Annotated in this window: 23 protein-coding genes and 1 tRNA gene; 8 read left to right on the top strand and 16 right to left on the bottom strand. The window is 59.6% G+C overall.

Going from position 1 to position 25,840, the window contains the following annotated elements; translation table 11 throughout:
* Window positions 1-10: 10 nt before the first annotated feature.
* From FHS31_RS09160 to FHS31_RS09200, 9 genes are all read right to left on the bottom strand, one after another.
* Window positions 11-235, bottom strand: a complete 225-nt coding sequence (locus tag FHS31_RS09160; RefSeq protein WP_425057211.1) for a hypothetical protein — start codon at window positions 233-235, stop codon at window positions 11-13.
* A 173-nt stretch (window positions 236-408) separates the two neighbouring features.
* Window positions 409-2,175, bottom strand: coding sequence for a methyl-accepting chemotaxis protein (locus FHS31_RS09165; protein WP_167073088.1), 1,767 nt, complete (start codon window positions 2,173-2,175; stop codon window positions 409-411).
* Complete coding sequence (locus FHS31_RS09170) at window positions 2,172-4,196, bottom strand: TonB-dependent receptor plug domain-containing protein (protein WP_167073089.1); 2,025 nt, start codon at window positions 4,194-4,196, stop codon at window positions 2,172-2,174. Before FHS31_RS09170 ends, FHS31_RS09165 begins: the two co-directional genes overlap by 4 nt.
* 33 nt (window positions 4,197-4,229) lie before the next feature.
* Window positions 4,230-4,652 (bottom strand): YfiR/HmsC family protein, encoded by a 423-nt coding sequence (locus tag FHS31_RS09175; protein WP_167073090.1) that lies wholly within the window; start codon window positions 4,650-4,652, stop codon window positions 4,230-4,232.
* Window positions 4,653-5,108: 456 nt separating this feature from the next.
* On the bottom strand, window positions 5,109-8,843 hold the full coding sequence (locus tag FHS31_RS09180; RefSeq protein ID WP_167073091.1) for a hypothetical protein: 3,735 nt from the start codon (window positions 8,841-8,843) through the stop codon (window positions 5,109-5,111).
* Between the two features lie 147 nt (window positions 8,844-8,990).
* Window positions 8,991-9,755, bottom strand: a complete 765-nt coding sequence (locus FHS31_RS09185) for a DUF4145 domain-containing protein (protein WP_167073092.1) — start codon at window positions 9,753-9,755, stop codon at window positions 8,991-8,993.
* A 52-nt stretch (window positions 9,756-9,807) separates the two neighbouring features.
* Window positions 9,808-10,284, bottom strand: coding sequence for a hypothetical protein (locus FHS31_RS09190; RefSeq protein ID WP_167073093.1), 477 nt, complete (start codon window positions 10,282-10,284; stop codon window positions 9,808-9,810).
* A gap of 176 nt (window positions 10,285-10,460) precedes the next feature.
* Entirely contained in the window at window positions 10,461-11,153 is a 693-nt protein-coding gene (locus FHS31_RS09195) for a recombinase family protein (RefSeq protein ID WP_167073094.1), read from the bottom strand.
* A gap of 91 nt (window positions 11,154-11,244) precedes the next feature.
* Window positions 11,245-11,676 carry a hypothetical protein gene (locus FHS31_RS09200; protein WP_167073095.1) on the bottom strand — a complete coding sequence of 144 codons (432 nt, stop codon included), beginning with the start codon at window positions 11,674-11,676 and terminating at the stop codon, window positions 11,245-11,247.
* A 157-nt stretch (window positions 11,677-11,833) separates the two neighbouring features.
* Here FHS31_RS09200 and FHS31_RS09205 point away from each other — a divergent pair, with 157 nt between their 5' ends.
* On the top strand, window positions 11,834-12,067 hold the full coding sequence (locus FHS31_RS09205; RefSeq protein ID WP_167073096.1) for a helix-turn-helix domain-containing protein: 234 nt from the start codon (window positions 11,834-11,836) through the stop codon (window positions 12,065-12,067).
* A gap of 29 nt (window positions 12,068-12,096) precedes the next feature.
* The gene (locus FHS31_RS09210) at window positions 12,097-12,969 is read left to right on the top strand and encodes a toll/interleukin-1 receptor domain-containing protein (RefSeq protein WP_167073097.1); all 873 of its coding nucleotides are present in this window, start codon (window positions 12,097-12,099) and stop codon (window positions 12,967-12,969) included.
* A 62-nt stretch (window positions 12,970-13,031) separates the two neighbouring features.
* On the opposite strand, the gene FHS31_RS09215 is transcribed toward FHS31_RS09210, so the two are convergent.
* From FHS31_RS09215 to FHS31_RS09240, 6 genes are all read right to left on the bottom strand, one after another.
* A complete protein-coding gene (locus FHS31_RS09215; RefSeq protein ID WP_167073098.1) occupies window positions 13,032-14,078 on the bottom strand; it encodes an RNA-dependent RNA polymerase family protein in 1,047 nt (348 codons plus the stop codon).
* Between the two features lie 77 nt (window positions 14,079-14,155).
* Entirely contained in the window at window positions 14,156-14,506 is a 351-nt protein-coding gene (locus FHS31_RS09220; RefSeq protein WP_167073099.1) for a hypothetical protein, read from the bottom strand.
* 294 nt (window positions 14,507-14,800) lie between these two features.
* Window positions 14,801-15,190 (bottom strand): hypothetical protein, encoded by a 390-nt coding sequence (locus FHS31_RS09225; protein ID WP_167073100.1) that lies wholly within the window; start codon window positions 15,188-15,190, stop codon window positions 14,801-14,803.
* Window positions 15,187-15,675, bottom strand: a complete 489-nt coding sequence (locus FHS31_RS09230; RefSeq protein WP_167073101.1) for a hypothetical protein — start codon at window positions 15,673-15,675, stop codon at window positions 15,187-15,189. Before FHS31_RS09230 ends, FHS31_RS09225 begins: the two co-directional genes overlap by 4 nt.
* A gap of 317 nt (window positions 15,676-15,992) precedes the next feature.
* A complete protein-coding gene (locus FHS31_RS09235; RefSeq protein WP_167073102.1) occupies window positions 15,993-17,666 on the bottom strand; it encodes a tyrosine-type recombinase/integrase in 1,674 nt (557 codons plus the stop codon).
* Between the two features lie 38 nt (window positions 17,667-17,704).
* A tRNA-Ser gene (locus tag FHS31_RS09240) sits at window positions 17,705-17,794 on the bottom strand.
* Between the two features lie 132 nt (window positions 17,795-17,926).
* Between FHS31_RS09240 and hspQ the strand changes: the two genes are divergently transcribed.
* The 5 genes from hspQ (at window position 17,927) to FHS31_RS09265 (ending at window position 22,760) form a co-directional block, all read left to right on the top strand.
* Complete coding sequence (gene hspQ / locus FHS31_RS09245) at window positions 17,927-18,310, top strand: heat shock protein HspQ (protein ID WP_167073103.1); 384 nt, start codon at window positions 17,927-17,929, stop codon at window positions 18,308-18,310.
* 48 nt (window positions 18,311-18,358) lie between these two features.
* Entirely contained in the window at window positions 18,359-19,603 is a 1,245-nt protein-coding gene (locus FHS31_RS09250; RefSeq protein ID WP_167073104.1) for a putative DNA modification/repair radical SAM protein, read from the top strand.
* 133 nt (window positions 19,604-19,736) lie between these two features.
* Window positions 19,737-21,011 (top strand): hypothetical protein, encoded by a 1,275-nt coding sequence (locus FHS31_RS09255; protein WP_167073105.1) that lies wholly within the window; start codon window positions 19,737-19,739, stop codon window positions 21,009-21,011.
* A 58-nt stretch (window positions 21,012-21,069) separates the two neighbouring features.
* A complete protein-coding gene (locus FHS31_RS09260) occupies window positions 21,070-22,002 on the top strand; it encodes an ABC transporter ATP-binding protein (RefSeq protein ID WP_167073106.1) in 933 nt (310 codons plus the stop codon).
* Complete coding sequence (locus FHS31_RS09265; protein ID WP_167073107.1) at window positions 21,999-22,760, top strand: ABC transporter permease; 762 nt, start codon at window positions 21,999-22,001, stop codon at window positions 22,758-22,760. The genes FHS31_RS09260 and FHS31_RS09265 overlap by 4 nt, the downstream gene beginning before the upstream one ends.
* On the opposite strand, the gene FHS31_RS09270 is transcribed toward FHS31_RS09265, so the two are convergent.
* Complete coding sequence (locus tag FHS31_RS09270; RefSeq protein ID WP_167073108.1) at window positions 22,757-24,265, bottom strand: glycosyltransferase family 39 protein; 1,509 nt, start codon at window positions 24,263-24,265, stop codon at window positions 22,757-22,759. The genes FHS31_RS09265 and FHS31_RS09270 overlap by 4 nt on opposite strands.
* Before the next feature lie 135 nt (window positions 24,266-24,400).
* Here FHS31_RS09270 and FHS31_RS09275 point away from each other — a divergent pair, with 135 nt between their 5' ends.
* Window positions 24,401-25,798, top strand: coding sequence for a UdgX family uracil-DNA binding protein (locus FHS31_RS09275; RefSeq protein WP_167073339.1), 1,398 nt, complete (start codon window positions 24,401-24,403; stop codon window positions 25,796-25,798).
* The last annotated feature ends 42 nt before the right edge of the window (window positions 25,799-25,840 follow it).

The following is a 25,840-nucleotide window of genomic DNA, read 5'->3' on the forward strand; positions in this document are numbered from 1 at the left end:
CAGGTCGCGCTCAGGCGACCGCGAGCAGCGTCGTCCCCTGATATTTCTGCTGCTGCGGATCGAACTCCGAGAAAGGCTGAAAGGTCTTCGCGGCGAGCTCGTCGATCTGGAGCCCGGCCAGCTTGAACGTGCCGAGCTTGAGCTCGCCGGGCACCCGCCCCTCCCGCTCGACCGCGACCGCGTCCAGAAACAGATCGCCGTGGCGCGTGTAGAGGATATGCGGGGCAAGCTTCATTCGCGTCCGGTTGTAAATCACTTCCAGGCAGCGGCGGAGAGCAATGGCTTCAAGGATAGGTCTGCATTCCATCGCCGGAGAATGGACTGACTTAAAATCATGTTCAACTGAAATTGTGCACCGCAGCATCGCTCTGCCGCAATTTTTGTTTCAGCAAGCCGGGCATTCGGTCTCTAACCGGCGTTCCGCAACAACCCGATGAATGCCTGCGCGTCCGAACTCAGGCCGGACAGTGTCCCCTGGAGAGAGAGGCTGTCTCTGCGCAATTCGCTCAAGAGTTGCTCATTATTGTTGGCTGCGGCCCGGATGCTGCCACTCATATCGGACAGCGCCGACACCCTGGTGCGTATCGCTTCGATCCGCGCATCGATCATGCCGGTTGATCGCGCTTGATCGCTGGATGTCGCCGAAACGCGCTTGGCGATCGCATCCATCTGTTCAATGAGGGTGGAGAGTTCGGCCGTTTCCGCAACGACGCGGCAGACGCCTTCCTGAACTTCCCGCACCTGGCGACGCACATTCCCCGCCGAGCCGGTAGTGCGATGGGAAAGCGCTTTGATCTCGCCGGCAACCACGGCGAAACCGCGCCCTTCTTCGCCACAACGCGCCGCCTCGATCGTGGCATTGAGCGCCAACAGATTGGTCTGGCGGGCAATGCCCTCGATCACATCGACCACCCGCTCCACCTCCGCAGCGCGCTGCTCCGATGCGCTCACCTCGGTCTGCGCGCTCGTCGCGCGCGCCAGGATGGTGGTGGCGATGGTGCTAGTGCGTTCGGTCTCCTGATCGATCTCGCGGATCGCAGTTGTCAGCGCGCGCGTTGCGGTATCAGCCTGATACATTTCGCTGACGAACGCCTGCGCGACGTTTTCAAGGTCGGACGCGAGCGTATTGGCGACCATGATCGTCTGATCGAGATTGGCGGCGTGGTGCTCGAGCCGCTGCATCGTCCCCGAAGCCTCTCCGATCATGGCCCGGACGTTGATCTCAAACTCATGCGTCAGCGCTTCCAGCATGGTGCGCCGTTCGGTAACGTTACGAGCTTCGGCGCGCGCCATCGCCTCGGCATTGCGCTGCTCCTCTTCGGTCGCGGCGCGTTCCAGCATGATGTTTTCGATCGCCTGGGCGCGGAACGTGCGTAACGCCGCGACGATCTGACCGAGTTCGTCGCCACGCGCGAAGAGGCCGAGATCGATCTCGTAACGCCCGGCGGCGATCGAACCGGTAACCTCGGCGATCCGCTTGATCGAACGAATTGTCGCGCGCGCGATCGCGACGGCGGCGAAGAGACCGACCGCCGCCAGCGTGAACACCGACAAGGCCACGATGGCCACCAGAATGCGCGTGCGGCGCGCCGCGATCGCGGCATGTTGGCGGGTGCTTTCGACGCCCGCGGCGACCATCGCGTTGACATCGGCGATAACCCGATCGGCATTGGTGCGAAACGGTGCGAGCATCGCCGTGCTGGCCGAGAAATCGATGTCCAGCATCGAAGAGACCACCGTCACAGCCTCGGCGTAGCGGTCAATCTGCGCCAGTACGGCGGTCGCGCCTTTCTGCTCGGACGCGGGCAATGCCGGGCGGATCCGGGACAGGTCTTCCCGTACGCGGTGCAGGTTCGCCTGGATCGCAGCCTCGCGCTTGGCGGTGTCGGGATGACCACCGGAGGCCTTTTCGACGAGCAAGCGGTAAAGGTTGCCGTCCTCATGATCGAAGCGCGCCGCAATCGAGCCGAGCTCGGTTGCAATGTGCATATCCCGCTCGACGATCACGGTGGTGGCATGCTGGGCGTAGATCAGCGCGGACAGGCTGATCGCGGTCGCGATAACGAACAGCACAAGCATGAGGGCGGGCGCCGCGGCGAACTTCAGGAGCAGCGGACGATCCTGCAGCCTGAGCCGCCGCTCCAACATATCCGAAAGGCTGTTCAACAGCGTCATAGCACGAGCCGCACGCCGATCCTCAGCCGGCGGTCGGCGGCAATCGGCGATCCGTCGGCGCCGCTGGCATCGGTAAGATTGTCCCCCGCCACATAGCCGGTCAGCTGGTGCGTAAAGCGATACCCGAGCTTCGCATCGATCGCGACCGCTTGCGGCACCGCCACCATCAGCAGGGTGCCGGGAGCCCTGAATGCGAATTGTGAGGTTGCCGACGTATAATGTGCGACTGCGCTGGCGGACCAACGCCCCGCGCTATAATCCGCGCCGAGATTGGCGACATGCTCCGGCGTGGTGAGGCGTGGCAGCAACGGATAAATATAGGGAATGCGATCCGCAGGCAGATCTTCGGTGACATGCGTCCACGTGTAATTCGCGTGCCAGTTCAGCCGGGGCAACAGCTTGCCGTCGGCGGAAATCTCGACGCCCCGACTTTCGAACCAGCCGATATTCGCGAACCGGGTCACCGCAACCGGCGCGGGCGTAAAGACGAGCGCGATGTCGATCGGATTTCCCGGCGAGGAGATGGCATTATCGGTTCTGGTAAAGAACGCGCCGGCCTCAAGGCGGAGGCCGGACGCGAAATTATGCGTATAGCCTATCTCGCCGCTCCAAATCGTTGCCGGCCGGATATTTGGGTCGCCGGACAGATAGATCGGCAAGGGCACCCCTGCCACGGCAATTAAGACGCGCGACCCGAAATTGACCAGCGAGGGCGACTGAATGCCGCGGCCGCCATTCACCCGCAACTGGCCGTTCTCGCCGACGCGCGCAAGAAGGGCAGCGTTGAAGCTGACCGCATTGAACGCGCGGCGATAGGCCGCGATCGGATCGATCTGGGGCAGCTGGGGGGCGCCTCCCTGGCCAAGCCAGAGATGATCGAGCCGCGCGGCCAGCGTTACCGCGATTCTGTCGGTCGGATGCAAATCGATCATGCCATCCACGGCAGCCACCTGATAGCCGATGCGGTGCGAAAAGAGCCTGTCTGAGAAGAGTTGATTGTTGCGATATTCACCGCCCAAACGCAGCGTATTCGCCTCACTGAGCCGGATGAGCATGGCGCTTGTGGCAACGACGATGCGATTGCGCACATTGATCGTCGCGGATTGGCCGATGGGGTCCGTCGCGGATGTCGTGACGCCGTAATGCGCGTCGAGCAAATTGGAATAAGCGTGCGCGGTGATGCTCCCCCATCCCGTATCGTGATCGGCCTGCAGACCCGCGGTTGCGCTGTGAAACCGCTGTTCGGTGATGATCTGGCTCGGGAGAAACTCGAGCTGCTGGTTGTAAGACCAGCCCCCGTTCAGAGCGATACGGGTCGCGGGATCGAGCGTCGCCGTCAGCGTTGCCGCCGCCTGGTCCGCGATCGTGTCGCCGATGGATGCAGGCTGGTAGAAGCTCGACGGAATGGCCCGCTCGTTTTCCCTCTGGTGGCCGGCCGACAGCGATAGGCCGAGATTCGGCCGCAGCGGTAGCGCGAAGCTGCCACCAATCTTGCTATAGCCGTGCGTCCCACCCTCGGCCGAGACTGTCGCCTGATGAGCGGTGAGCGGATCGACCGTGATGATGTTGACGACACCGGCAGCGGCGTTGAATCCGAACAAGGCGCTCGCGGGACCACGCACCAGCTCGATCTGCTGGATTTCGTCGATCTGGATGCCGAGCAGGTTCCAGTCGGTCATGCCGTAATGATCGAGATAGACCTGGCGGCCATTGACCAGCACCAGCAAACGCGCGTTGTAGGTCTGTACGCCGCCGCGCACGGCAACGTCGCTTTGGCCTGCAGTCCAATGCGTGACCTGGACACCGGCATAGGCCGCCAACAGATCCGGGACGCTCCGCGCCGGGGACAGCTGGATCTGATCCCGGGTGATGATCGTGATCGAAGCGGCAGCATCAGATACACGCTGTGGCTTGCCGTTGACGCTGGTCGTCACCGGCTCCCCAAACGTGTCCTGGAGCGCAGCGTAGTTGACCGCTTGGGCGCGGAGAGGCAGCCCCGGCAGCGCGAGCGCGGTCGTCATCGCAAGAACTATGCGGGCGAGCGGGCGCATAACTTAAATTTCCTTGATGAGCATGAGGAAGGCCGATCCGAAATGGATCCCCGAAGCCGCAGCCGCGGCGCGGCTCACGATGATCTGGGTTCGTGGTGCCGCGCTGACCGCGACGACGCAGCGGCCCGCTTGAACGCAGGCGGTATCGCCGGTGATCGTCAATATGCCGTCGTGCGCGGCAGCCTCGGCCAGCGCTTGCTGCGCGTGAACGCCGCTGGTGACAAACGCGACCTTGACCCCGGCGAGGCCGCCCAAGGCATTAACCGATACGCGCCTTGCCTTGATCGTGGCGCGACCGACGGTCAGCCCTGCGCCGATTTCCGTTTCGATCGCCGCGGCTTCGGCCTCGGACGCGGCATTGCCGGGTTCGTAGACGATCGCGGCGACCACTAGGCCGATCGGCGGTGATTGCACAAAGCCGATCACGCGAGACGCTACGGGCACGTTCAAGCTGGTCGCTATCGAGGGAGTCGCTAACGCTAGCAGGGCGATCGAAAACGCCGGATATTTCAAGAAGAATGCACCGCTGCTTTTTGACATCCGCTGCGGCTAGGGTAAAAAACCTAGATTTTGGTTAATGCGCCCCAGTGTAATCGAAGCTGTGACGTAATCATCTTATAGGTATTTATACTATATTAGCGCTGATATTGATGTGATTATGCCTCTAAGGGCTATTTTTATCCTAAAATAGCAGAGCTGGCGGAGAGGGTGGGACACTATCCCTCGATGGCTTTTCATAGCATTTTCAACGTATTATGCCGAGCGCGATGTAGCAAGCGATCTTACTTGTGTAGCAATAAGGTAGAGCTATGAACAAGGTAGTTGGGCGAAAAAGTGCTCCTTCATCGGATGCCGAAGAGCACGCAATGAAGAGTTGTCGTTCTACCGTCGCCCCAACCGGCGATCGACCTGATCCTCACCATCCCATCGCTTAGCTTCGTACTCGTAATCCGCAGCAAGTTGATCCAGCGTGCGGGCGGAAAAAGGGAAGGCCAGTCGCATAGCGTCCGCGCCGACGCGGAACTGAGCCGCGAGCGCCCGCTCTTGGCCGCCACCAGGAGCGCGCGTCACTACGCCACGAGCATTGCGCTTACCGACGACGAAGCCCGTGGCGATGTGCTCGGCAGAAAAACGATCAAGTACTTGGCGCACCGCCTCGTGAGGCCAATGTCCATCGGTGCCGACTGGAGAGGCGGATAGCAATGTCCCGATCGTTTGATCCGTCATGGTTGAACGGGCGGCTGCCCGCCCAAGATTGCGAGCCGTATCAATCCAAGTCATAAGTGCATCAGCATCTATCGTACCGTCGTCGCAAGTTCCTGGTACACGCCGGCCATGATGGAGAATTTGCCAGGCTGTGTGAGAGGCCGCCTCCTGCCCCTCCTGTCGGTCTACCTCGCCGTCGTCGCGCTTGTAGATGAGCGAGACGAGGTGCACGAAATCGCCAGGGTTTTCCGCTATCACACGATCCAGATGCGGCGTGCCATGCTGATCGTGTTCCAACAGCGGAAAGAAGCCAAACTCTAGGCTGGCCATCTCGCTAAGCGACATGACTTCAGCCGTTTCTACGCAAGCGATTGCCTCACCAAGGTGCCAGCCATCCGGCGTGGCTACCGCAACGTCATCTCCTTGCGAAGCACGCATAGCTCTTAAAACGCGAGCAAGGAGGTGCGGATCGACTGCCTTAACTTCAAAACCAATCGCCTGGAAAGCGGCGAAAGGGCGACTTGCGCTGAGCAATTGATCGATCAGGAACGCGGTGTCGGACGCATCAAGCCCGTGAACGTACGCAACCATCCGAGCCCAGTAACCGCTGGCAATCTCCGGCGCAGCATCCCCAATAAGCTGCCAAGTCGCGCGTTCACTCGGCGCCGACACGACAATCCGTACATGGTCGCCTGCGCTTAGTGTCGCATCGGCAAGCACCTCGGTCAGAGCATCTCGTCTAGTCTCGGCATCACTATTGCTAAGAAGCCCGCGCAATGTATCGTCCACCTTAGCGCCGAGTTCGTCACGTCGTATTAGCTCACGCAGCCATGCAGCTACATTATCGCCTTCCAACTTGGCGAGGAGACTGCCTATCCAAGCGGCCGCGTTTCCACCGGATATCAACGCCACCACGCCGTTAATGCCTTGGGCCGAAAGCACTTCTTGCAGTGCCTTGCGACGGTCTTCCTCGACACGCTGAGAGTGCTGTTCCCAATCTTCATTTTCTTCGCGATCATAACGTGGCCAGTGATCCGCAAAGAGCCAGCGATGCCGCTCAACGACATCGACCGGCAACAAGCGCTCAGCCAAATCTTGAAATCGCGTATGATAGGTGGGTAGCTCGCTTTGCTCTGCCGATCGGAGGCGCCACAATCCTAAAGTTCGGCGAATGCTGTCGCGGAGGATCGCCCGATCCGCATCGCTTGCCGCATCGGCCCACTGTTCAGCTCTGCTAAGTAGTCTAGAGGCAGCTTCGTCCGGAATGTCGTCAATCCTAGAAAGAACCTCGGCAAGTTGCGTGGTCGAGTACCCTGGCCAATCCAAAAGCAAATCGACAATCGCCAGCACGAAAGTACGGACCTCATTGTGCGTAGGTTGGCCAGCGCCAATCGTTACCTCGCGCCATCGCGGCCGCATATTAGGCGTTGCGTGCCCCCCTCGGCCGGGCAACTGTCCCAAAAGTAGTCGCCAAGCCACCGGTGAACGCGTCTCGGCAAAGCCACGTACTACGGCAATCCGTTCTTCCACGCTGGCAGCGGTTTGTGGGAGCCAATAGCGTACGAGCGAACCTAGTGACGCCTCCGGCTTATTTACCCAGTTGTCATTGATAGGCACTTCGCTGAGCTTCGCTAAGATCGCGAATACACGTGAAAAACGTCGAGGCTCCCAAGCGAGCAATTCAAGCGCCCAGAGCAGCTCGGTACGATCACAGCCCCCCATCGATGACGTAACGGGTCGCAAAAGGTTGAATAGTGCTGGCTCATCTTGTCGCAGATCGGCTTCGACCGCATCAAGGAATGCGTTGGGCGACGCTTCCGCCAGCCAACGCAGATAATGTTGCGCAAGCCATTGCCGGGGAGATGCGCCCCGCAGCGCTGAGGTAACAAGTTGGTCGACGCGTGCGGCAATCGCCCCCAAGCGATCCCCCAGCAATCGATCGCCCTCGATCGCAAGCAGCACTAAGAACTCGCCGACGGCTTCTCTTAGCGCTCCGCTCACCTCGGCGCGGACACCGTAAATGCCAGCAGCCCAGCGTTTATCTTCAGGCAAATCTAGCCGAGGATCGTCGAGCGTGAGAACGAGCCCTGCGACGGCAACGAAGCGCGAGATGTCCTGCTCAGTAAGGGCATGATGCAGTGCAAAGAGCGCGTCCTTGCGCGACACCACCCCGCGAAAGCCCCCGGCCAACCAAACAGGCGCGTCTGGCAACGTGGCGAGTTCCGCCGCATCCCGCTCCACTTCTTCAATGGGCTTAGCCGCTAGTTCGGTGACGCATGCTTCATCCGCAGTGTCCCCTGCTCGCCACGCTCCAGCGAGGAGAATAGGAACAAGTTTGCGTTGGAGTGCGAGGTTCCGAGCCCAGTTCGGTGTCTTCAGCTCCGGCGCGATTGCAAGCCGTCGCCGTAGAATTGTGGGCGAGCGCCCAGCCTCTGTCGTTGTTCGGTCGCGGTCGCCCTCAGCCACTCCCATATCTGCAAGAGCGTCCTGAAAGACAGTCCAACTAGCCGGCCGTAATTCCACGTCTGGCTCGATTGGAACGGTTGCATGCGTCCGCGCGAAGACGACTAGATGTTGCGCAGAGGCAATGGCAGCCTCTTCCTCGGCTGCTGGATCGGCGATGACGATTAGGCCTGCCAGCTTCGTGGACAGCACACCAGCCAGCGCAAGAGCATCTTCAACGACGATCGATCGTTCGCGCTCAACTTCTTCTAGGGCTGTTGCGACGAAAGCGACCGCTTCACCAACTGAGTCCGCTGTTACAACATACGGACGATGCGGCGCCGTCGTGCGCCAGGCGCTAAAGGCATTGGCGGCGGCTGTGGTCGCTTCATCAAACAGTTTTGCCGACAATGATGGTCGGCATGCATTTGCCCAACTACTCCATGCGCCATCTAGAGTACGGAGACCAACGGCCGGCCGTCCAAGAAGCGCTGCAAACCACAGACATGTCGCTGGGCATTGCTCAAGCCACTGGGCCAAATCTTCAGCATCGTATGCTCTCACATCCGCCCAGGCGTTCCCTTGGCGTCGAGCATCCGCCCAGCGCCCTTTACCTGGCCAACGCCGAGCGGTGATAAAAACAAAGGTAATCGTCGCTCTATCGCCCGGCGACAATTTCACGCGACTGTCCCAATCACGGTTTGGCTTGCCCGGATTGTCGTCAGCAACGCTTAGCTCCCAGCCGACCGCGCCCGCAGGCAGCCACGCATTTGCATCGCTTGCTTCCGTCCAACCGTCCCAACCCGGTCGTTGCGCTTCGTCGTAACCGGGGAAATCACTGGCAGCCAGTGACCTAGATGTTTCGTGAACCAGGCGCCGCACTAAGACCGGCAGCAGCGAGCGAGCACGCTCAGATGCCGCCCAACTGGCGATATCGAGAGCACTTACGATCAGCGGAGAATTTGTCATGTCCGTAAATGTAGCGGGTGTGACGATCTAGCCAATGCCAGCTCGGTCGCAGAACATGAAGCACGAGAAGTTAGGACAGGTGATATGTCCCTTGCAGGTGACGCCTCGGCGCCACCTCCCAAATGGTTACTGAAGCAATATACTAAGCTACAGCTTCTTTTTTTTCGTACTTATCGGCCCCTTTTTGGCGTTCACCGCTGCTACTTTCGCAAGAAGCATCTGCTTAGTAGTGCCGTACCTATTCTCTAACACAAATTCGATCATGTCGAACGCATCCAATACGTCGTCCCGCTCCAGCCCGGCTACGTGGCTGCCGCTGTTCCCGAGCCATTTCGTGGCTAGAAGCACGTCTCCGTTTTCCGCGTCAGTTTTCTGAAAAAGCTCGATGCGCTTATGCAGCGTCAAGGCCTTTCCGTTCTTGGTGGTTGCCGCAACACCAATATCGTCCATCAGATGCTCAACGGCGACCCGAATTTGGTTAGCGGCCGCTTCTGCGCTCGTCCAAACTAAGGCCGAAGCATACTTGATACTATCAGCGACAAGTTCCGGCGTTTTTTCAGGAAGGCGGATCGGAACGGGCGCAGGGTGGATAGATTTTACCACATAAAGATTGAGGAGGGTCTGCGTTTGCGCCTCCCAATCCTCGATAAAGTCGCTCGGTGACGTTCCGCTCACTGCCGCTACCTCGCCGCAGCCAGGCATGGTGCATTGCAGAAATCCAGCAAAGCGGCAGAGTATCCAATCAGGCTCCCATGCCTCATGACTATGGGCTGCGGATGACGGCCCCGTTTCAACAAACTGCATCTTATCTTTAATTGGAGCGAGATGGCCTTTCCCGCAGGTCGGGCATGTCCAATGTGGAAGTTCGCCAAATTTTGTAGCCCACTGCTCACGATCAACAGCCATCAACATCAATTCCTGCGCTAGGGTAAATCCACAACATCAAGCGACCGCCATTACAGCTTCACTTGGCCGGGGCCGCTATTTCAAGGTGCAAGTTGCTCGCAACGATACTCGCATAACCCATGCGCAAAGCTGCAATCATCGGCTCGGGCGTCAGCAAGATAACTTCTGCCTTTATGCCCCGCCATGCAATCGGCTGTTCGTAGCCGCCGTGTTGCCAGGGCCAGAGATACCCGGAGGCAACGAGTATCGGCCGATGATCGATTTCGGGCGCAAATATGAAGGCGCCTTCCGGCGTGTCCGACAAACTAGCGATCCGTCTTCGCCGCTGCTCGCTGAGGCGCGATTGGTGACAAGCTCGGTCGATCTCTATCAGCGGAACCCGTTCGTGCTGTTTGATCCTATGCCCTGCCTTCCATGCAGCTATGAACGAGATCAATGCTTCCGGCCGACACTCGCCGCACGGCCTGTGCCCCGCCGCCAGCGCAACGGCTTCGTCGTGGAAGAATAGCGGATAATAGTGGCCCGGCGCATCCATTGGCGCCTTCCAGCCGTTGCCATCGAGGATACAACTTAGCCACCGGCGGCTACGCCATTGCCGACCCAAAGAGCCATCGGGGGCATGGAGATCGCCGCGATTACCCATGAGGGCGCCTTTATGGGATGTTGCCTCGATTGCTCCGAAAGGATTGACCCGATTTTGCCTTGGACGCTTCAAGGTTGAGAAGCACGGCGCATCAAACGGGAGACTTTCTGCCCGGTCCATAACCCTCCCCTAGCTGCTGAAATGCCGCGATCTCGAAGTTCGCCGGCTATAACTTCAAAACTACGCCCTTCATCACGAAGCGAACAAATCAACGGAGCGAGGTCGCGCGCACGCTCAGCCGCCTTCTGGGAACGCACCGCAGCGCTCGCCCGAGCGCCTCTAGCGGCGACAGTGGGTAGATTGCCCCTATCACCGCCTAGAACAACACCACGCGCCTTGGCAGCTTTCAGGGCTGCCTTGGTACGCTCTGAAATCATCCGCGCTTCATGCTCGGCGACAGCGGACAGAATATGAATAGTGAGCCGGTTCGCTTCAGGAAAATCGGCGGCAATGAAGTCAACGCCGCTCTCAAGAATATTGGAAACGAAGGCCACGCTGCGAGCGAGGCGATCGAGTTTGGCAATGATAAGCGTGGCACGATGAAGGCGGCAGAGGGCGAAAGCTTTCGCAAGTTCCGGCCGATCAGCGTTGCGTCCGCTTTCTACTTCGATCTTTTCAGCGATCAGCGTGTGGGATCGCTCAGCTAGGAAATTGTGAACAGCTTCCCGTTGAGCATCTAGGCCGAGACCGCTGCGCCCCTGCCGATCAGTCGACACCCGATAATATCCGATGAAGCCTTTTCTATCCAAACACTCCGCCATCCACGACTGGCAATTAGCCACAACCAACGATGTTGTTGTATATGGCAAAGTGTTTGGGCAGAATTACGTTTTTATTTCGAACTGAAAAGGGTCAACTTGGATTGATACAGCTCTTGCCACTGAGGATTTCCATGACCGGCGTGAGCATCGACAGGTTAAGATCGTAATCGAGGTAGCCGTTCACAAGTGTGCCAATCCGGATGCGAAGCCGTTTCGCTGATTTTACATCATCAAAATCCGTCCCGGCTAAAATCACTGCCCCGATATTCTTTAATCGCTCGGAAGCAAAAACCTCGGTTGCCTGCCCGTCGTCGTAGCGGACGGCATATGTAACAAGGCCGCCGTTGTGCGAAACATCGAAAGCCAAATTATGATTGGTTAGCTGAACCGTAGTGTCATCCTTGTAGAAGGCCGTACACTGAACCCGATCACTCATAGGATTGATTGATCGCCAAATCTCCCAGTCGCCGACCTTCGTAAGCTTGGTTGCTTCTTCAGCTGACACCGGCCTGGCAACAGCCAAGCTCAGAGTTGCAGCCAGCAGTGTGCTTTTTGATATCCTCAAATCCGCCCTCCAATCGCTCTAATAGTGTCCGCGCTGCACGACGCGCTCACACCACCCACATCATAGGGCCTATAGTCCCTGGTGACTATAGGCCCGATTGTTCATCCCGTGGTCGATGGAGGATTGGCAAAAACGGTTCGGTGCTAGGGTGCGGGCATTGCGCAAAGAGCGGGGCCTTACCCAGGAGCGCCTCGCCGTGGATGCCGAGATTGATCTAACCTATCTCGGCGGTATCGAGCGTGGTCGCCGAAACCCGACCCTCTCGGTTATTGTCCGGATAGCAGAGGCTCTACAGGTTTCACCATCAGCGATATTCGACTACGATCCAACGACAGACGCGGAAGTTTAATATGCGTTTCCAATCGACCGGGGGCTGCATTGAAGCTGACTAAGTCTCAGCGGGTGAAGGTGATCCAAGACATCGCAGGCCATTTGGACGGCGAGGACTGGACGACAATCGATCTCACTCTGAAGCAATTCGGACTTCCGATAAGCGATCAATGGTCAGGCAGCCAAAAATCCTACATCGTTCAAATGATCGCAGACGCTAAGGATGGTGACCTAATAGAGCTTGGTCAGCATTTTGGCATGCAGCTGGTCGGACAAGACGCCGCCGTCGTGCCTGTACACGAGACACCTTATTGGCGAGACGGGCAGATTAGGGTCTTTATTTCTCATTTGACTACCGAGCGGGAGCAAGCAGCCAATATCCAAACCGCATTTACTCATTATGGCATGAGCGGTTTCGTAGCTCACAACGACATTCATCCGACTGCCGAGTGGCAAATAGAAATTGAGACGGCCTTGGCGACTTGCGAGGTGCTGGTCGCGCTAATCTATCCTGATTTCGTTTCAAGCAAGTGGTGCGATCAAGAGATTGGTTACGCGCTCGGACGGAGCATTCCGGTATTCGCCGTCAGATGTGGGGCCGATCCTCATGGCTTCGTGAGCCGCTTCCAGGCTTTCAACGGAAACGGCAAAACTCCAGGCCAAATTGCAAAAGAGCTTTTCGAAGCGGCTGTCGAGCACAAAAAACTGCAGGCAAGGATGGCTGACGTAGTCATCGACCTATTCGTCAACAGCGGAAGCTTCGCCACTGCAAAAGAGAGAGCAGGTTACGTTGATCGATTAAAAGTTTGGGATGCGGGATACTCAGCACGGCTGGTCAAAGCCGTCAAAAACAACACTCAGATCAGCGGCTCATGGGGTGTGCCGGATCAAGTCAAAGCGATCCTCAAAAAGTGGAAATGAGGGGTGTGGACCGGCCTTGTAAGCCTATCGGTATTAGGCAGTGCTTTTGGCTGAGTAGGTCGTCAGCTGGCAATCCGAGGCGATAGATGGAGCGTTTCTCGGAAGAGTTCGCGGAATTGATCGTCTGCTGCCGGGAATGGTGCCAATAGAACCTTTGCAAGTCGCTCACGGTCGATATCACCGAGGCTAAGAATATCATCCGGAATACGACCTTCTAGACGCCCGAGGTTATGGTTATCCGGTTGTCGGATGACCTCGCCGCCGTTTTCCTCCTGTCCCAGATAGTAGCCGAGCGTCTGCAACCCTTCGCTTGCATGTTGAATTAACGAAGTGCCAAATCGGAGGGGTCCGCCAAGGCAGCCTGCTAACTCGCAGGTCAGCGCATCGCGTACATGGCCGCAAATCTCTGGCGTTGGGGCTACCACGATGATGTTGTCCGAATAAACGAACAGACGCGCATCGGGATGAACGCAGCGGGTCACCTTGAAAAGAATGTGCCGCAAGAGAGCGTTGGATGCCGGCGAGCCCTGCAAAAGGCCTCGCGGACCCTCACCTTCACTGATTGAAGTACTAGAGACAAATCTAGACATCGCCCCGTTGGGTCTTCGGGCATTTTCCTTCCGCTGCAAAGGAAGGTGCCGATAATCCAACGCGCATCGGATCACCTCCGTTGGTAAGAGGCAAAGCTGGTAAACTGCCCGAATGTCGATCGAGCAAAAGCAATCTCGGATGTCGGCCGCCCATATCCACTGTCGACCGCCTTCAATAGCCTGCGCGATATCTATCACTGCCCGGCCAGGACCAGCACGGCGAACATCGTAGAAGGGATGATTGACGGGCAATTGCGCATCTAATGCGTGCCGGATTACCGCATGCCGAAAATGCTGTTCATAGCCGAATTCGCAGATCGGTCGCCGCCCGCCGCGTCGCTTGCGCTTCAAATACCACTCGATCGGTTCGACGCAGGCTTCAAAGAGGCTGGTCTCTTCGATCATCTCGTTGACGACCTCCACTGTCGCGAAGGGCCATAGCTGGTAGGCAATGTGCGCCAGCGCATAGGGGTCGCGTAGGAAACCGGCAACGCGCCCTTGCTGTTTGCTGGTCGGCACGAATGCGCTCTCCGTTACCGCCTGAGCGATCCTCGATATTTGATGCCTGTAGGATCGCGCGGCCTGCCCCCTGCCGATCATCGCATCGCCTCACGCAGCGTTCCGAACGGCAATTCTCGCGTTCCCGTCGCCGCGTCATCGACGCCGAGTATTTCTCCCAAGAGCTGCAACGTCGGCTCGACACGCGATCGAGCACGATAGGCAGCCCGCTGCGGCGCGGTCAAAAGGTCCAACTGGAAAAGCTTTTGGATCGCACGCCCGCCGCGCAGGATGCTGGGCACGTCATCCTTGGCGACCGCGCGCGCGAGTGCATAAGCGAAAATCGCGTTGAGGTGACGCAGCTTGGTTTCGAGCATCAGCACGTCATCGTCCTCCTCAGGTTCGATCGGCTCCATCGCTGCGAGCAATTCCGGAGGGAGGCTCAACATGGGCACATCGTCACACCGAGTGGCAGCTGCTTGATCTGGATCGACCATCACCCCGCCGATCATGACGACGGCTCGACCAGGGCATCGCTGCTGATGTCGGTGCAGCGCGGACTTTGAGACCTCAAATGTTCGCGCGGTACTGATCAGCGATCCACCGACGGTCAACGCACCGTCGATCGCTGAGCGGTTGGCGTGCTTGCAAATTGAGCATCGGATGTGTGCCATCCCACCTATGTCTCACTTTCCCACATCATTTCCCGCCGTGTGCGGACGAGCGTCGATCGGCCGGCTCAGTCATATGCCCGATGCATGCAGACGCGGCTCAAGCCCGCGAAGCGCGTTTGGCGGAATGATCACATCATCCGGCAGCCTCGCCCCACCGGCGAAAAAGCGCCTGCCAGCCTCAGATCGATACAATCCCGCCTGCTCGGCAAGGTTTGCAATTATATCGTCCGACACCAGCGGCTCGATTTCGCCAATTGCGGCATCGATCGTTAGAGCGGAAACATATATCTCCCAGCCGTCGAAAAGCACCTCGGGTTGAAGGCGAAGCCTTTCTCGCGGACATACTCCAAGTGACGAGAGATGGTCCTGCGCCATCTCGACCCGTCGTGAGGGTGATAGATCAGCCAGCCGGAGACTGAGCCCAAGCATCAGCTCTTGGCAGTTTTTAGCCTCGGTCATTGGCCGAGCCCCATGAGCCGATATCCGGCTGGCCCTCCAAGACTGTCTTCGACCGCACGAAGGAAGCGGCGGCGAACCAACTCGTCGCGAGCCGAGAGTACCCGATCAAAGCTCATAGCTAAGGCTGAAGAAATGCGGTCGGTTCGTATGTCGAACAGATTGGCCTCACTCCGCCGCGCCTGGCGAAGCAGATGATCCAGTAAAAGAGCACCGTTCTTGGAAAGCCCCAGCCTCGCAATCCGAATATCATGATTGGCTGGCTTTACGTCGCCTTTGGCCGCTTGCTGCGATGGATTGCACCCCACGCTTACGGCCAAGACATTTTCAACCGCTGGTCGTGACACCAGAGTGGCTTTTCCTCCCGAATTCAAAATCCGACGATGGAGATCGCCGACCGCTTTGGCGTGTGCGATCTGCTGATCATCGATTGGCTTGCCGGAATGGCCACGCGGTCGCACTGCATCCACAAGACGCTTGTTTGTCATGACGACACTCCATTGGTCGTTACCTCTGTAAGGAAAGCGACCAACGCCTCCCGCATGAGGCTCGATCTGGACATACGGAAAGCATTAAGCCGGCCATTGCGCCTTACAAGGGCAGCATCCAGCGCAGACTTTAACTCGCGCGTCATACCGACAGTCACGTAACTGATAGGGTCAACCGACATATTCCCGCCTCCGGCAGATTATATGCCACCATGTTCTTGGTTAATCAACCACTGTATTTTGCAACTGGTTGCAAACTTCAATCGATAATCGACAAACACTTTGCCATAGGCACGTTCAGATTTGTTTGTCGCAATCTATTCGACGTCTACTGGGTACGCTATTCGTTGAAGGCATTCCAGAAGCAGTCTTGCGGTGTGCCCCTCACCATAACCATTCATGGCGCTATTTTCGCTGACCACCCAGCCGCCCAAGCGAGCAGAAATTTCGATTGAAGCACCGACCACGCGCAGCGCATCGCGGAAGTTGTGGCGGAGCGAATGAAAACTAACTTTGGGATCGGGCAGCACCCCGCGCACCAGACGTCCGATCCTTTTTTGCGCCGCATTGGTGGTCCCCGGAGTGACAGGTGCGTCTGCCAGAAGAAGCGCCTCCGGTTCGCGGCTACGCTTCAACTCACGGATACCGGCAGCAAGTAACCACGGGTGAACCGGAATAGTGCGACGTGACGCGACGGTCTTAAGGTCACGATATTGGTTTGGAGCTATACGGAAACACCAAACCCCATCGACAGCCACCAGATCATCGACACGCAAACCGGCGATTTCGGAAAGCCGCATCCCATTGAATAAGCCAATTCGAACCATCCAGTAGGTCCAGGTCCGCGCGACGTCTCCGTCGGACGACCCCATCCCGCCACCGGTGATCTCAGCCAGCGTGACTAATTCTGTCTTGGTCAGCGGACGTCTAGGCTTTTCGCGCGGAGCGGGCGGCCCTTTGACCCCCTTGGCAGGATTGCGCGACACCATCTCCTCGCGCTCTAGCCATTTGAACAGACTGCTTAGCAGTTCGACATAGAGAGAGACGCTCTTCGCTGACAGTGTCGGCAAGCCCAACCGCTCGTTGGCTACCGTCGCCTCCGCAATAGACATGCCCTTAAAGTGCTTACGGGCGTTTGCCGGCATCGCGATCAGCTTGTCACGGCAGGTGCGCACATCCTCGCGTCTCAGCGAGCCGATGAGTTTTTCGGGGCCTAGAATTTCCTCAATTGCCCGAAACCGGAATTCCCAAGCCGCCCGCGTTTTATAGGCGACGCCGGATCGTTCGGGGTCTGATTTATATGCTGTGATCGCGCCCGAAACAGTCAGCGGGGCGGACAACGGGTCTCCAGCACTCACACCTTCAAAGAGCGGATCAACTGTGGCAACCAACCGCCCAGATAAACGCTCGGATCGGCGTCCAAGATGCTCAATCTGCGCCTGCTGGAATGCCTCACAGACGCGGATGAAATCGGGCGACGCCGGCTTGTCTACCGAGGCAGGCTCGACGTTGCAGCCGGCCCACTTTGCAAATCGGAGTGCGATGGCCTGCAACGTCGGGTCTTCGAGAGATTGGGCGACGAGCCCGGTCATCTCATCCACGCTCTCCAACTCTGCAATGCGCGCACTCGGCGAAATCGGCAGCCTCTGGGCCTCGACCTCCATCTTATGAAGGAAGGCTCGGCTGAGTTCATACAGCTCTTCGTCGCTTAACGGTGCGGGCGGTAAAGATCGGAGCTTCGCTTCCGCCTCAGCAAACCGACGATCGACCGCCACACGCTCTAACCTGGCAAGCCTGCAAGCATCGGCGAAGCTCACGCCGCCGAAAGACTTCCACAGGAAATTCTTGCCAATTTGCAGACGAATTCGATCGGGGACGCGAACTCGTAGCTCCCAGCTTCCGCCGCGCTGGATCAACCCAGCCGGCCTAGCCACTTCGCCACCCTGTGCAGCAGCTTTGTGTAGCAACTCGCGTGATTTTCCCTTGGCCATAAGCCAATTTAGCGCTTTTCAGCCGCTTTTGGAACCATTGGCGGAGAGGGTGGGATTCGAACCCACGTTACGGTTGCCCGCAAACCGCATTTCGAGTGCGGCGCATTCGACCTCTCTGCCACCTCTCCGCAGAGGCTTGTCGCGCGGAGCAAAGCCCCGCCGGTCGCTGGAAGCGGCGCTCCTAGCGGAGCCGACCCCATCTGCCAAGGCCGGTTGCAACACCGCTTGCGGCTCGCCCGCGAGACCCTAAATATACTCCCATGAACCTGTCCGTCCGCAGCTCGCTGATTCCCTCCGCCGCCCAGCCGCCGCTCCCGCCGATCCGCCACGCGCGGTTCTCTATTGGCGATGTCGTAAAGCATCGGCTGTTCGGCTTCCGCGGCGTGATCTTCGATATCGATCCCGTCTTCGCCAACAGCGAGGAATGGTATCAGGCGATCCCCGAGGATGCGCGCCCGGCCAAGGATCAGCCTTTCTATCATCTCCTCGCCGAGAACGCCGAGGCAAGCTACGTCGCGTACGTCAGCCAGCAGAATCTCGAGAGCGACGAGAGCGACGAGCCGATCGATCACCCCGCGATCAGCGGCCTGTTCGAGCCTTTCTCAGGTGGCCGTTACGCTCTGCGGCGTGAACATCGCCACTGATCCCGCGTTTGGCTTGCCTTGAGGCAGGCAAGAACGTAGGAAGAACGGATGGCGCAGCTCGATACCCGTGAGAAGCTCGGCATTCTGGCCGACGCCGCGAAATATGATGCAAGCTGTGCCTCATCCGGCACCGCCAAGCGCAACTCCCGCGACGGCAAAGGGCTGGGATCGACCGAGGGCATGGGCATTTGCCATGCCTATGCGCCCGATGGCCGCTGCATCTCGCTGCTCAAGATATTGCTGACCAACAGCTGCATTTACGATTGCCACTATTGTATCAACCGCAAGAGTTCGAACGTTCGCCGCGCGCGGTTCACGGCGGAGGAGGTCGTCAAGCTGACGATCGCTTTCTACAAGCGCAATTATATCGAGGGGCTTTTCCTGTCCTCGGGCATCATTCGATCATCCGATTATACGATGGAGCAGATGGTCGAGGTCGCGCGCAGCCTGCGCGAGAACCATCATTTTCGCGGCTACATCCATCTCAAGACCATTCCCGACGCCGATCCCGAGCTGGTGCATCTCGCCGGGCTGTATGCGGATCGGCTGTCGATCAATGTCGAGCTGCCGACAGTGAGCGGGCTGGCGCAACTGGCGCCGGAGAAATCGGCCGAACAAATCGCCGGTGCGATGGGCGATCTCAAGTCGGCGATCGACGATCAACAGGACGCCCGGCGGCGCTATCGGTCGGCACCCAACTTCGCGCCGGCCGGCCAATCGACGCAGATGATCGTGGGGGCGGACGGGGCCAGCGACGGCGACATCATCGCCAGCGCGAGCGGCTTGTACGATCGCTATGCGCTGCGCCGGGTCTATTATTCGGCGTTCAGCCCAATCCCGGACGCCAGCGCCGTGCTGCCACTGCAGCGCCCGCCGCTGATGCGCGAGCATCGCCTGTATCAGTCCGATTGGATGATGCGCTTCTACGGTTATTCGCCGCGCGAAGTGGCGGCGGCCACCGACGATAGCGGTATGTTGCCGCTCGATATGGATCCCAAGCTTGCCTGGGCGCTCAAGCATCGCGAAAGCTTCCCCGTCGACGTCAATCGCGCCACCCGCGAGCAATTGCTGCGCGTGCCGGGGCTCGGCACCAAAGCGGTGGCATCGATCCTCACCAGCCGGCGTTGGCGGCGCTTGCGGCTGGATGACGTCGGCCGGCTGACCGTCTCGATCGCCAAGATCCGCCCCTTCCTGATCGCCGCCGATTGGACGCCGGCACGGATCGATAATGGCGCCGATTTGCGGCTGGCGATCACGCCGAAGCCGAAGCAGATGGAGCTTTTTGTGGCCTAGGGCATGGAAGATTGGCTCAAAAACGTCCTGTCACCTAAAGATTCCTCCAAATCAGACTATTCTTTCGGTCTCAAGCTTGAGCTTCGCGACCGTTTCATTTTAAGTGTCTTTGAACGGTAGCGGGGGCTTCCATATGCAGAAGAAATTCGGAGTGGCATGGCTTGTCGCGTGCTTTGGCTTGTCCGCTTGTCAGACGGTATCTCCGCCTAAGCTTTTGATCCGTCCGGATAAGGAGCCCGTCAAGGTACTCCGCAATGATCCAAACAAATCCGGCAATTTGACCGGCAGCTCGATTGCACGAACAACGGCGGCCTCTCCAAAAGACGTGGCCCAAAGATTTCTCGATGATTATACGAAGTCTTGGGATTTACCGAATGATGGCAGTCTCGCCTTACAGATGATGATTTCCGGCATGCGCGTGATGGATTTGCGTTGCGACATGTTTTTCGAATCGATCGGCACCGGATCTCAGCGTCTCGACTTTCTTCATCGTGAAGCGGAGACATTGACCGGAGCACTGATCGCCGCGCTGGGCGTAGCCAATGTGGGGAAGGACTGGGTTACCGGCGTCGGTATTGGGAGCAATCTCGCGCTGCGGTCACTCGATAATTTCAACGACGTCTTCTTCTTTTCTCCGGATGTTGCCGCCGTCCAGAAGCTCGTAAAAACCGCCGAAGATTCGGTCCGAACATTGGCACGGTCCGCCGGTCACTCGCCCGCTACTTATGATGATGCGATCGGCTACCTACGCGATTATCAAAATCTCTGCACGGCCCATCAGATCAAGGCGCTCGTCAATGCTTCCGTGGAGACGGCTTCGAAAAATGTCGGTGCGTCTTTCACCAGCTCCGGTACGCCAAGCGATCCGATCCGGATCGCGATTGACGCTCGGCTTCAGGTGCTGGCGAACCAACTGCATCTGGCGGCGCTGTCATTGGATCAGATCGCCCTTCTGAAATGGGCCAAGGAGACTGGAACGGACGCCAAGGACGCCGGTGAGCGCATGGCCATCTGCTCCGCGCTTCACGCCGATGTACATGCGCTTTTCTGCAAGGATGGTGTTGTCACTATCGGCGCGGACGCGAACGGCGATCTGGTCAAACAGGCTTTGCTCGATATCAGCCACATCGATAACAACGGTATCGTCGGCGATCAGCTCGATCAGTTGAAGATCGCTCTTCAGCCGTTCGTCGATGCGAACGATAAGCTCGCCGGGCAAATCCAGGGGTTGAAGTCCGGCCTGCAATCGGCGGGCGCGAACAAGGCTGCGTTGCAGGCACAGCTCGAGCAATTGCAGGCCGATCTGTCCAAGCAAAGTTCCGCGACGCAGGCCGCGGTAAAAGCCAATCTCGTTCCCGATGGCAGCGGAGCGGCGGGCGTAGTGGTGACGATCAAAAATCCAGGCTAATGCTCATAATCACGAAGTAGCTCTGGACGGGGCGGACAAGCCGACACATGTCGGTACAATGTCCGCCCCTATCCTCGCCATCACCGGCCTTACCAAGACCTATGAAAGCGGCCATCAGGCGCTCAAGGGGATCGATCTCGAAATCCGGCGCGGCGAGATTTTCGCGCTGCTCGGGCCGAATGGTGCGGGCAAGACGACGCTGATCGGCGCGGTGTGCGGGCTGGTGCGGCCGACCGGCGGCACGATCCGGGTCAATGGGCTGGATGCGGCGCGCGATTGGCGGAGCGCCCGCGCGCGCATCGGCCTCGTACCCCAGGAGCTTTCTACCGACATGTTCGAAACGGTGGCCAATACGGTCGCCTTTTCGCGCGGGCTGTTCGGCAAGCCGCGCGACGATGCCGCGGTCGAGCGGGTGCTCAGGGCGCTGTCCTTGTGGGAAAAGCGCGGGGCCAAGATCATGCAGCTGTCCGGCGGCATGAAGCGCCGCGTGCTGATCGCCAAGGCGCTGGCCCACGATCCCGAACTGCTGTTCCTCGACGAGCCTTCGGCGGGCGTCGATGTCGAACTCAGACGCGAAATGTGGGCGATGATACTGAAGTTACGCGATCAAGGCGTCACCATCATCCTCACCACCCATTATATCGAAGAAGCCGAGGAGATGGCCGATCGCATCGGCGTGATCGACAAGGGCAAGCTGATCCTGGTCGAACCGAAGGCCGATCTGCTCGGCCGGCTCGGCAAGACCGAGGCTACGATCACGCTCGCCAAGCCGATCGAGGCCATTCCGGCGCAATTCGCCGACTGGCCGCTCGCGATTTCGGACGACGGGCTGACACTCACATACACGATTACCGCCGCAGAGGCCGAACAGCGCGGGCTCGCGCCTTTGGTAAAGGCGCTCGATGCCGCCGGCATGGATTTCAAGGCGCTCGATACGCATCGCTCCAGCCTCGAGGACATCTTCGTCGATCTCGTGGAGGGGCGGGCATGAACCTCCATGCGATCCGCGCCATCTATGGTTTCGAAATGGCGCGCTTCCGGCGGACGATGTTCCAGAGCCTGTTCACGCCGGTGCTGACGACATCGCTCTATTTCGTCGTGTTCGGCGCGGCGATGGGCGGGCGGCTGCATGAGGTGCAGGGCGTGCCCTATGGCGCATTCATCATTCCCGGGCTGATGCTGCTGACGGTGCTTTCCGAAAGCATCGCCAACGCCAGCTTCGGCATCTATCTGCCGCGCTTCACGGGCACGATCTACGAACTGCTGTCGGCGCCGATCGGCACGATCGAGGCGCTGGCCGGCTATGTCGGCGCGGCGGCGAGCAAATCGCTGATCCTGGCGCTGGTGATCCTCGCCACCGCGCGCTGCTTTGTGCCCTATCATATCGTGCATCCGCTATGGGCGATCGTCTTCCTGCTGCTGATCACGGTCAGTTTCAGCCTGTTCGGCTTCATCCTCGGCTGCTTCGCCGACGGGTTTGAGAAATTGCAGATCGTGCCGCTGATGATCGTGACGCCGCTAACCTTCCTTGGCGGCACCTTCTATTCGGTCGATATGCTGCCGAAGCCCTGGAGCACGATCACTTTGTTCAACCCGATCGTCTATCTGGTGAACGGGCTGCGCTGGGCCTTCTACGGCATCGCCGACGTGAATATCGCGATCGCCGCCGGCATCATCTGTCTGTTCTTGGTCGGCTGCGCCGGTATCGTGACGTATATCTTCACCACCGGCTGGCGGCTGCGGACCTAAGCGATGCGCTGATAGACCAGCCGTATCCGCCGGTTGAGCGGCACCGCGGCGACAAGCGCGTAGCCGTGCTGGAGGCGCTGCTGCATCAGCGCCCAGGTTGCACGGTTGCTGCTCTTGGCGGGACGGTTGCTGGTGACGATCATCGCCGGATGCGTATCCATCACCCGCGCCACCTCCCGCACCGGGTCCGCCCCGATCGCAGCGGCTTCCTTGCGGTCGTTGAGGTGGCTCGGGAAGACATAGGGCGAGACGAAGCAGGCGTGCGTCATCTGATAGAGGATCGGCTCGCCATCGAAGACGAACAGGCAGCCATTGAGCCGGGGCCGGATAGCAGCGGCGATCGCGCGGACTTGGCTACCGTCACCGCGTTTATGCAGGCGGACGAGACTGAGATAGGCGCCCGCAGCGCACCCAATCAGCAGGATCGCCAGCGCCGGGCGCCATGTCCTGCCGCGCCACGCGATCATCCAATCGAACGCCGGGGCGGCGGCGATCGCGAGCGGCACGATCACCGGCAGGGTGTAGTGTGTGTAGAGCGCGCCGATCGAGAGCATCCCCGCCACTGCCGCGCCGAGCCAGACGAGCATGAAGCGGCGCATCCGGGCGGCCTCGCCTTCGAAACGGCCGCGCATCGCGATACCGGCAGCGATCACGAGCGGCGACGCCTCCAAAAGGATGATCCCCAGCCGCTTCGCCAGCAGTGCCACCGATCCGGCATCGCGATGGCCGATCGAGAGGAAGTTGGCATAGACGAAGGGCGCTGCCTCGCCCCGATCGGCATAGATGGCGAGCGCTGCGACCGTAGGCAGCACCGCCAATCCCGCCCAAAGCAACGCCAGCCCTGCAAGCTTGGGCAATCGAAGCTCGGCCCGCCAACCGCTCCACAGCAATAGCAGACCGAACCCCACGCCTTCGAACAGCACGGTATATTTGATCTGGATCGCCAGCCCGATCAGCGCCATCGCGCCGCTTCCGGCTAAAGCGATGCGCCGGGCACTATCGGCGCGGTAAGCGGCAAAGGTCAGCATCGCCGCGGCGGCGACGATCGGATCGTAGAAGATCGGCGATTGGCCGCCCTCGCCATCGAAGACGATGAACCAGATCAGCGCCGCAGCCCCGGCAAGCCGCGCGGCGGTTTCGCTGGCAAACAGCCGTGCCATACGCACGACGAACAAGGCGGCGGCAGCGGCGAATGCGCAGGCAATCAACTGATATTCCAGCACACCGCTGCCGCCGAACAATCGGATCGCGGCATAGATCAGGAACAGCCCGATCGGCTTGCGGTCCCAGATATCGACGAAGGGCACCGCGCCATGCAGCAGGCGATCGCCGACCAGCAGATAGAATTGCTCGTCCACCTGCACCACCGGATCGCCGAACCACCAGCAGCGCAACGCGAACGCCGCCGCCAGCATCAGCAATCCATCGATTGTGGACGCACTCAGCCGCGAGCGGCGCGGTGCCCAAAGGCCCGTGGCTTCAAAGATCAACGCCCGACTGGCCATGCACTATCCGCTCGAAGTGACCGACGGAGAGTGACGAGGGGCTGTTGCCCCGGCATTGCAATATGTGTCGGCGGGTGCGGCTTTCGTTACGCATTGGCGGCTGGTCTCATCCGCGCAACAGCCTATCTAAGCGTGATGCTCGTAGCTTCGCTCGCCACCCAGGACGATTTCGATGGTTGGCGGACACAGGCACGCGCGCTCGCCGCCGCGGAGGTGCCCGGCGCCGAGATCGAATGGCGCGTCGAGGGCCATGAAGGCGATATCTTCGCCGTGGCGGCCAGCACCCCCGCGCCCACCGAAGGCGCCGCCTTCCCCGTCCCCCGCGCCTTCGTGGCGCTGGCCGAGGATGTCGTGCTGCACAGCGATGCCGAGCGCTTTGCCTTGCTCTACGCCTTCCTAATTAGGCTCAAGCGGCGCGAGGCGAGCATGGAGGATCAGGCCGATCCCGCGCTCCGCCGGCTGGAGCATCTCGCCAAGGAGGTCCGCCGCGACATCCACAAGATGCGCGCCTTCCTGCGCTTCCGTGAAGTGGCCGAAGGCGAGGATGTGCGCTTCGTCGCCTGGTACGAGCCGGGGCACCATATCGTCCGCCGCAACGCCAGCTTCTTCCTCAACCGCTTCGCCAGCATGAAATGGACGATCCTGACGCCCGAGCTCTCGATCAACTGGGACGGCGCGACGCTTTCGGAAGCCCCCGGCGCGACCCGCGCCGACGCTCCTGAAGGCGATCCGCTCGAGGACACGTGGAAGACCTATTACGCCTCGATCTTCAATCCGGCCCGCGTCAAGATCGACGCGATGCTGAAGGAGATGCCCAAGAAATATTGGAAGAATATGCCCGAAACCGCGTTGGTGCCCGGATTGATCGCAGGCGCGCGGGCACGGGAGCTGGAGATGGTCGAGAAAAGCCGGCGCGAGGTGGGCGGCAACCGCCAAGCCGCCTGGGAGGCGCTGCGCGAAAAAGCCGCGCACTGCACCCGCTGCCACCTCTACAAACATGCTACGCAGACCGTGTTCGGCGAGGGACATGTCGATGCGCCGCTGATGTTCGTCGGTGAACAGCCCGGCGACCAGGAGGATCTGGCAGGGCACCCCTTCGTCGGGCCGGCGGGTCAGATGTTCAATCAGGCGCTAGCGGAGGCCGGGATCGATCGTGCCACCGCCTATGTCACCAATGCCGTCAAGCATTTCAAATTTGAACAGCGCGGCAAGCGCCGCATCCACTCTAAGCCCGATGGCGCCGAGATCGAGGCGTGCAAATGGTGGATCGGGCAGGAGCGCGACATCGTCCAGCCTAAGCTGACCGTGGCGCTGGGCGCAACAGCGGCGCGATCTTTGCTCGGCCGGGTGGTGACAATCAGCGGCGCGCGCGGCATCCAGCACAGGCTGGCGGACGGGGGCGAGGCGATGGTCACCGTTCACCCGAGCTTCTTGCTCCGCATCCCCGAACGCGACCGCGCGGATACGGAATATCGCCGCTTCGTAGGGGATCTGAAACGGGTGCGTGAGCGGCTGGCGGAGTTGGTGGGGTGAGGCCGGCAGACATGAAAGCCCTCTCCCGCTTTCGCGGGAGAG

It is taken from the genome of Sphingomonas vulcanisoli, from assembly GCF_011761305.1.
Taxonomy (GTDB): domain Bacteria; phylum Pseudomonadota; class Alphaproteobacteria; order Sphingomonadales; family Sphingomonadaceae; genus Sphingomonas_I; species Sphingomonas_I vulcanisoli.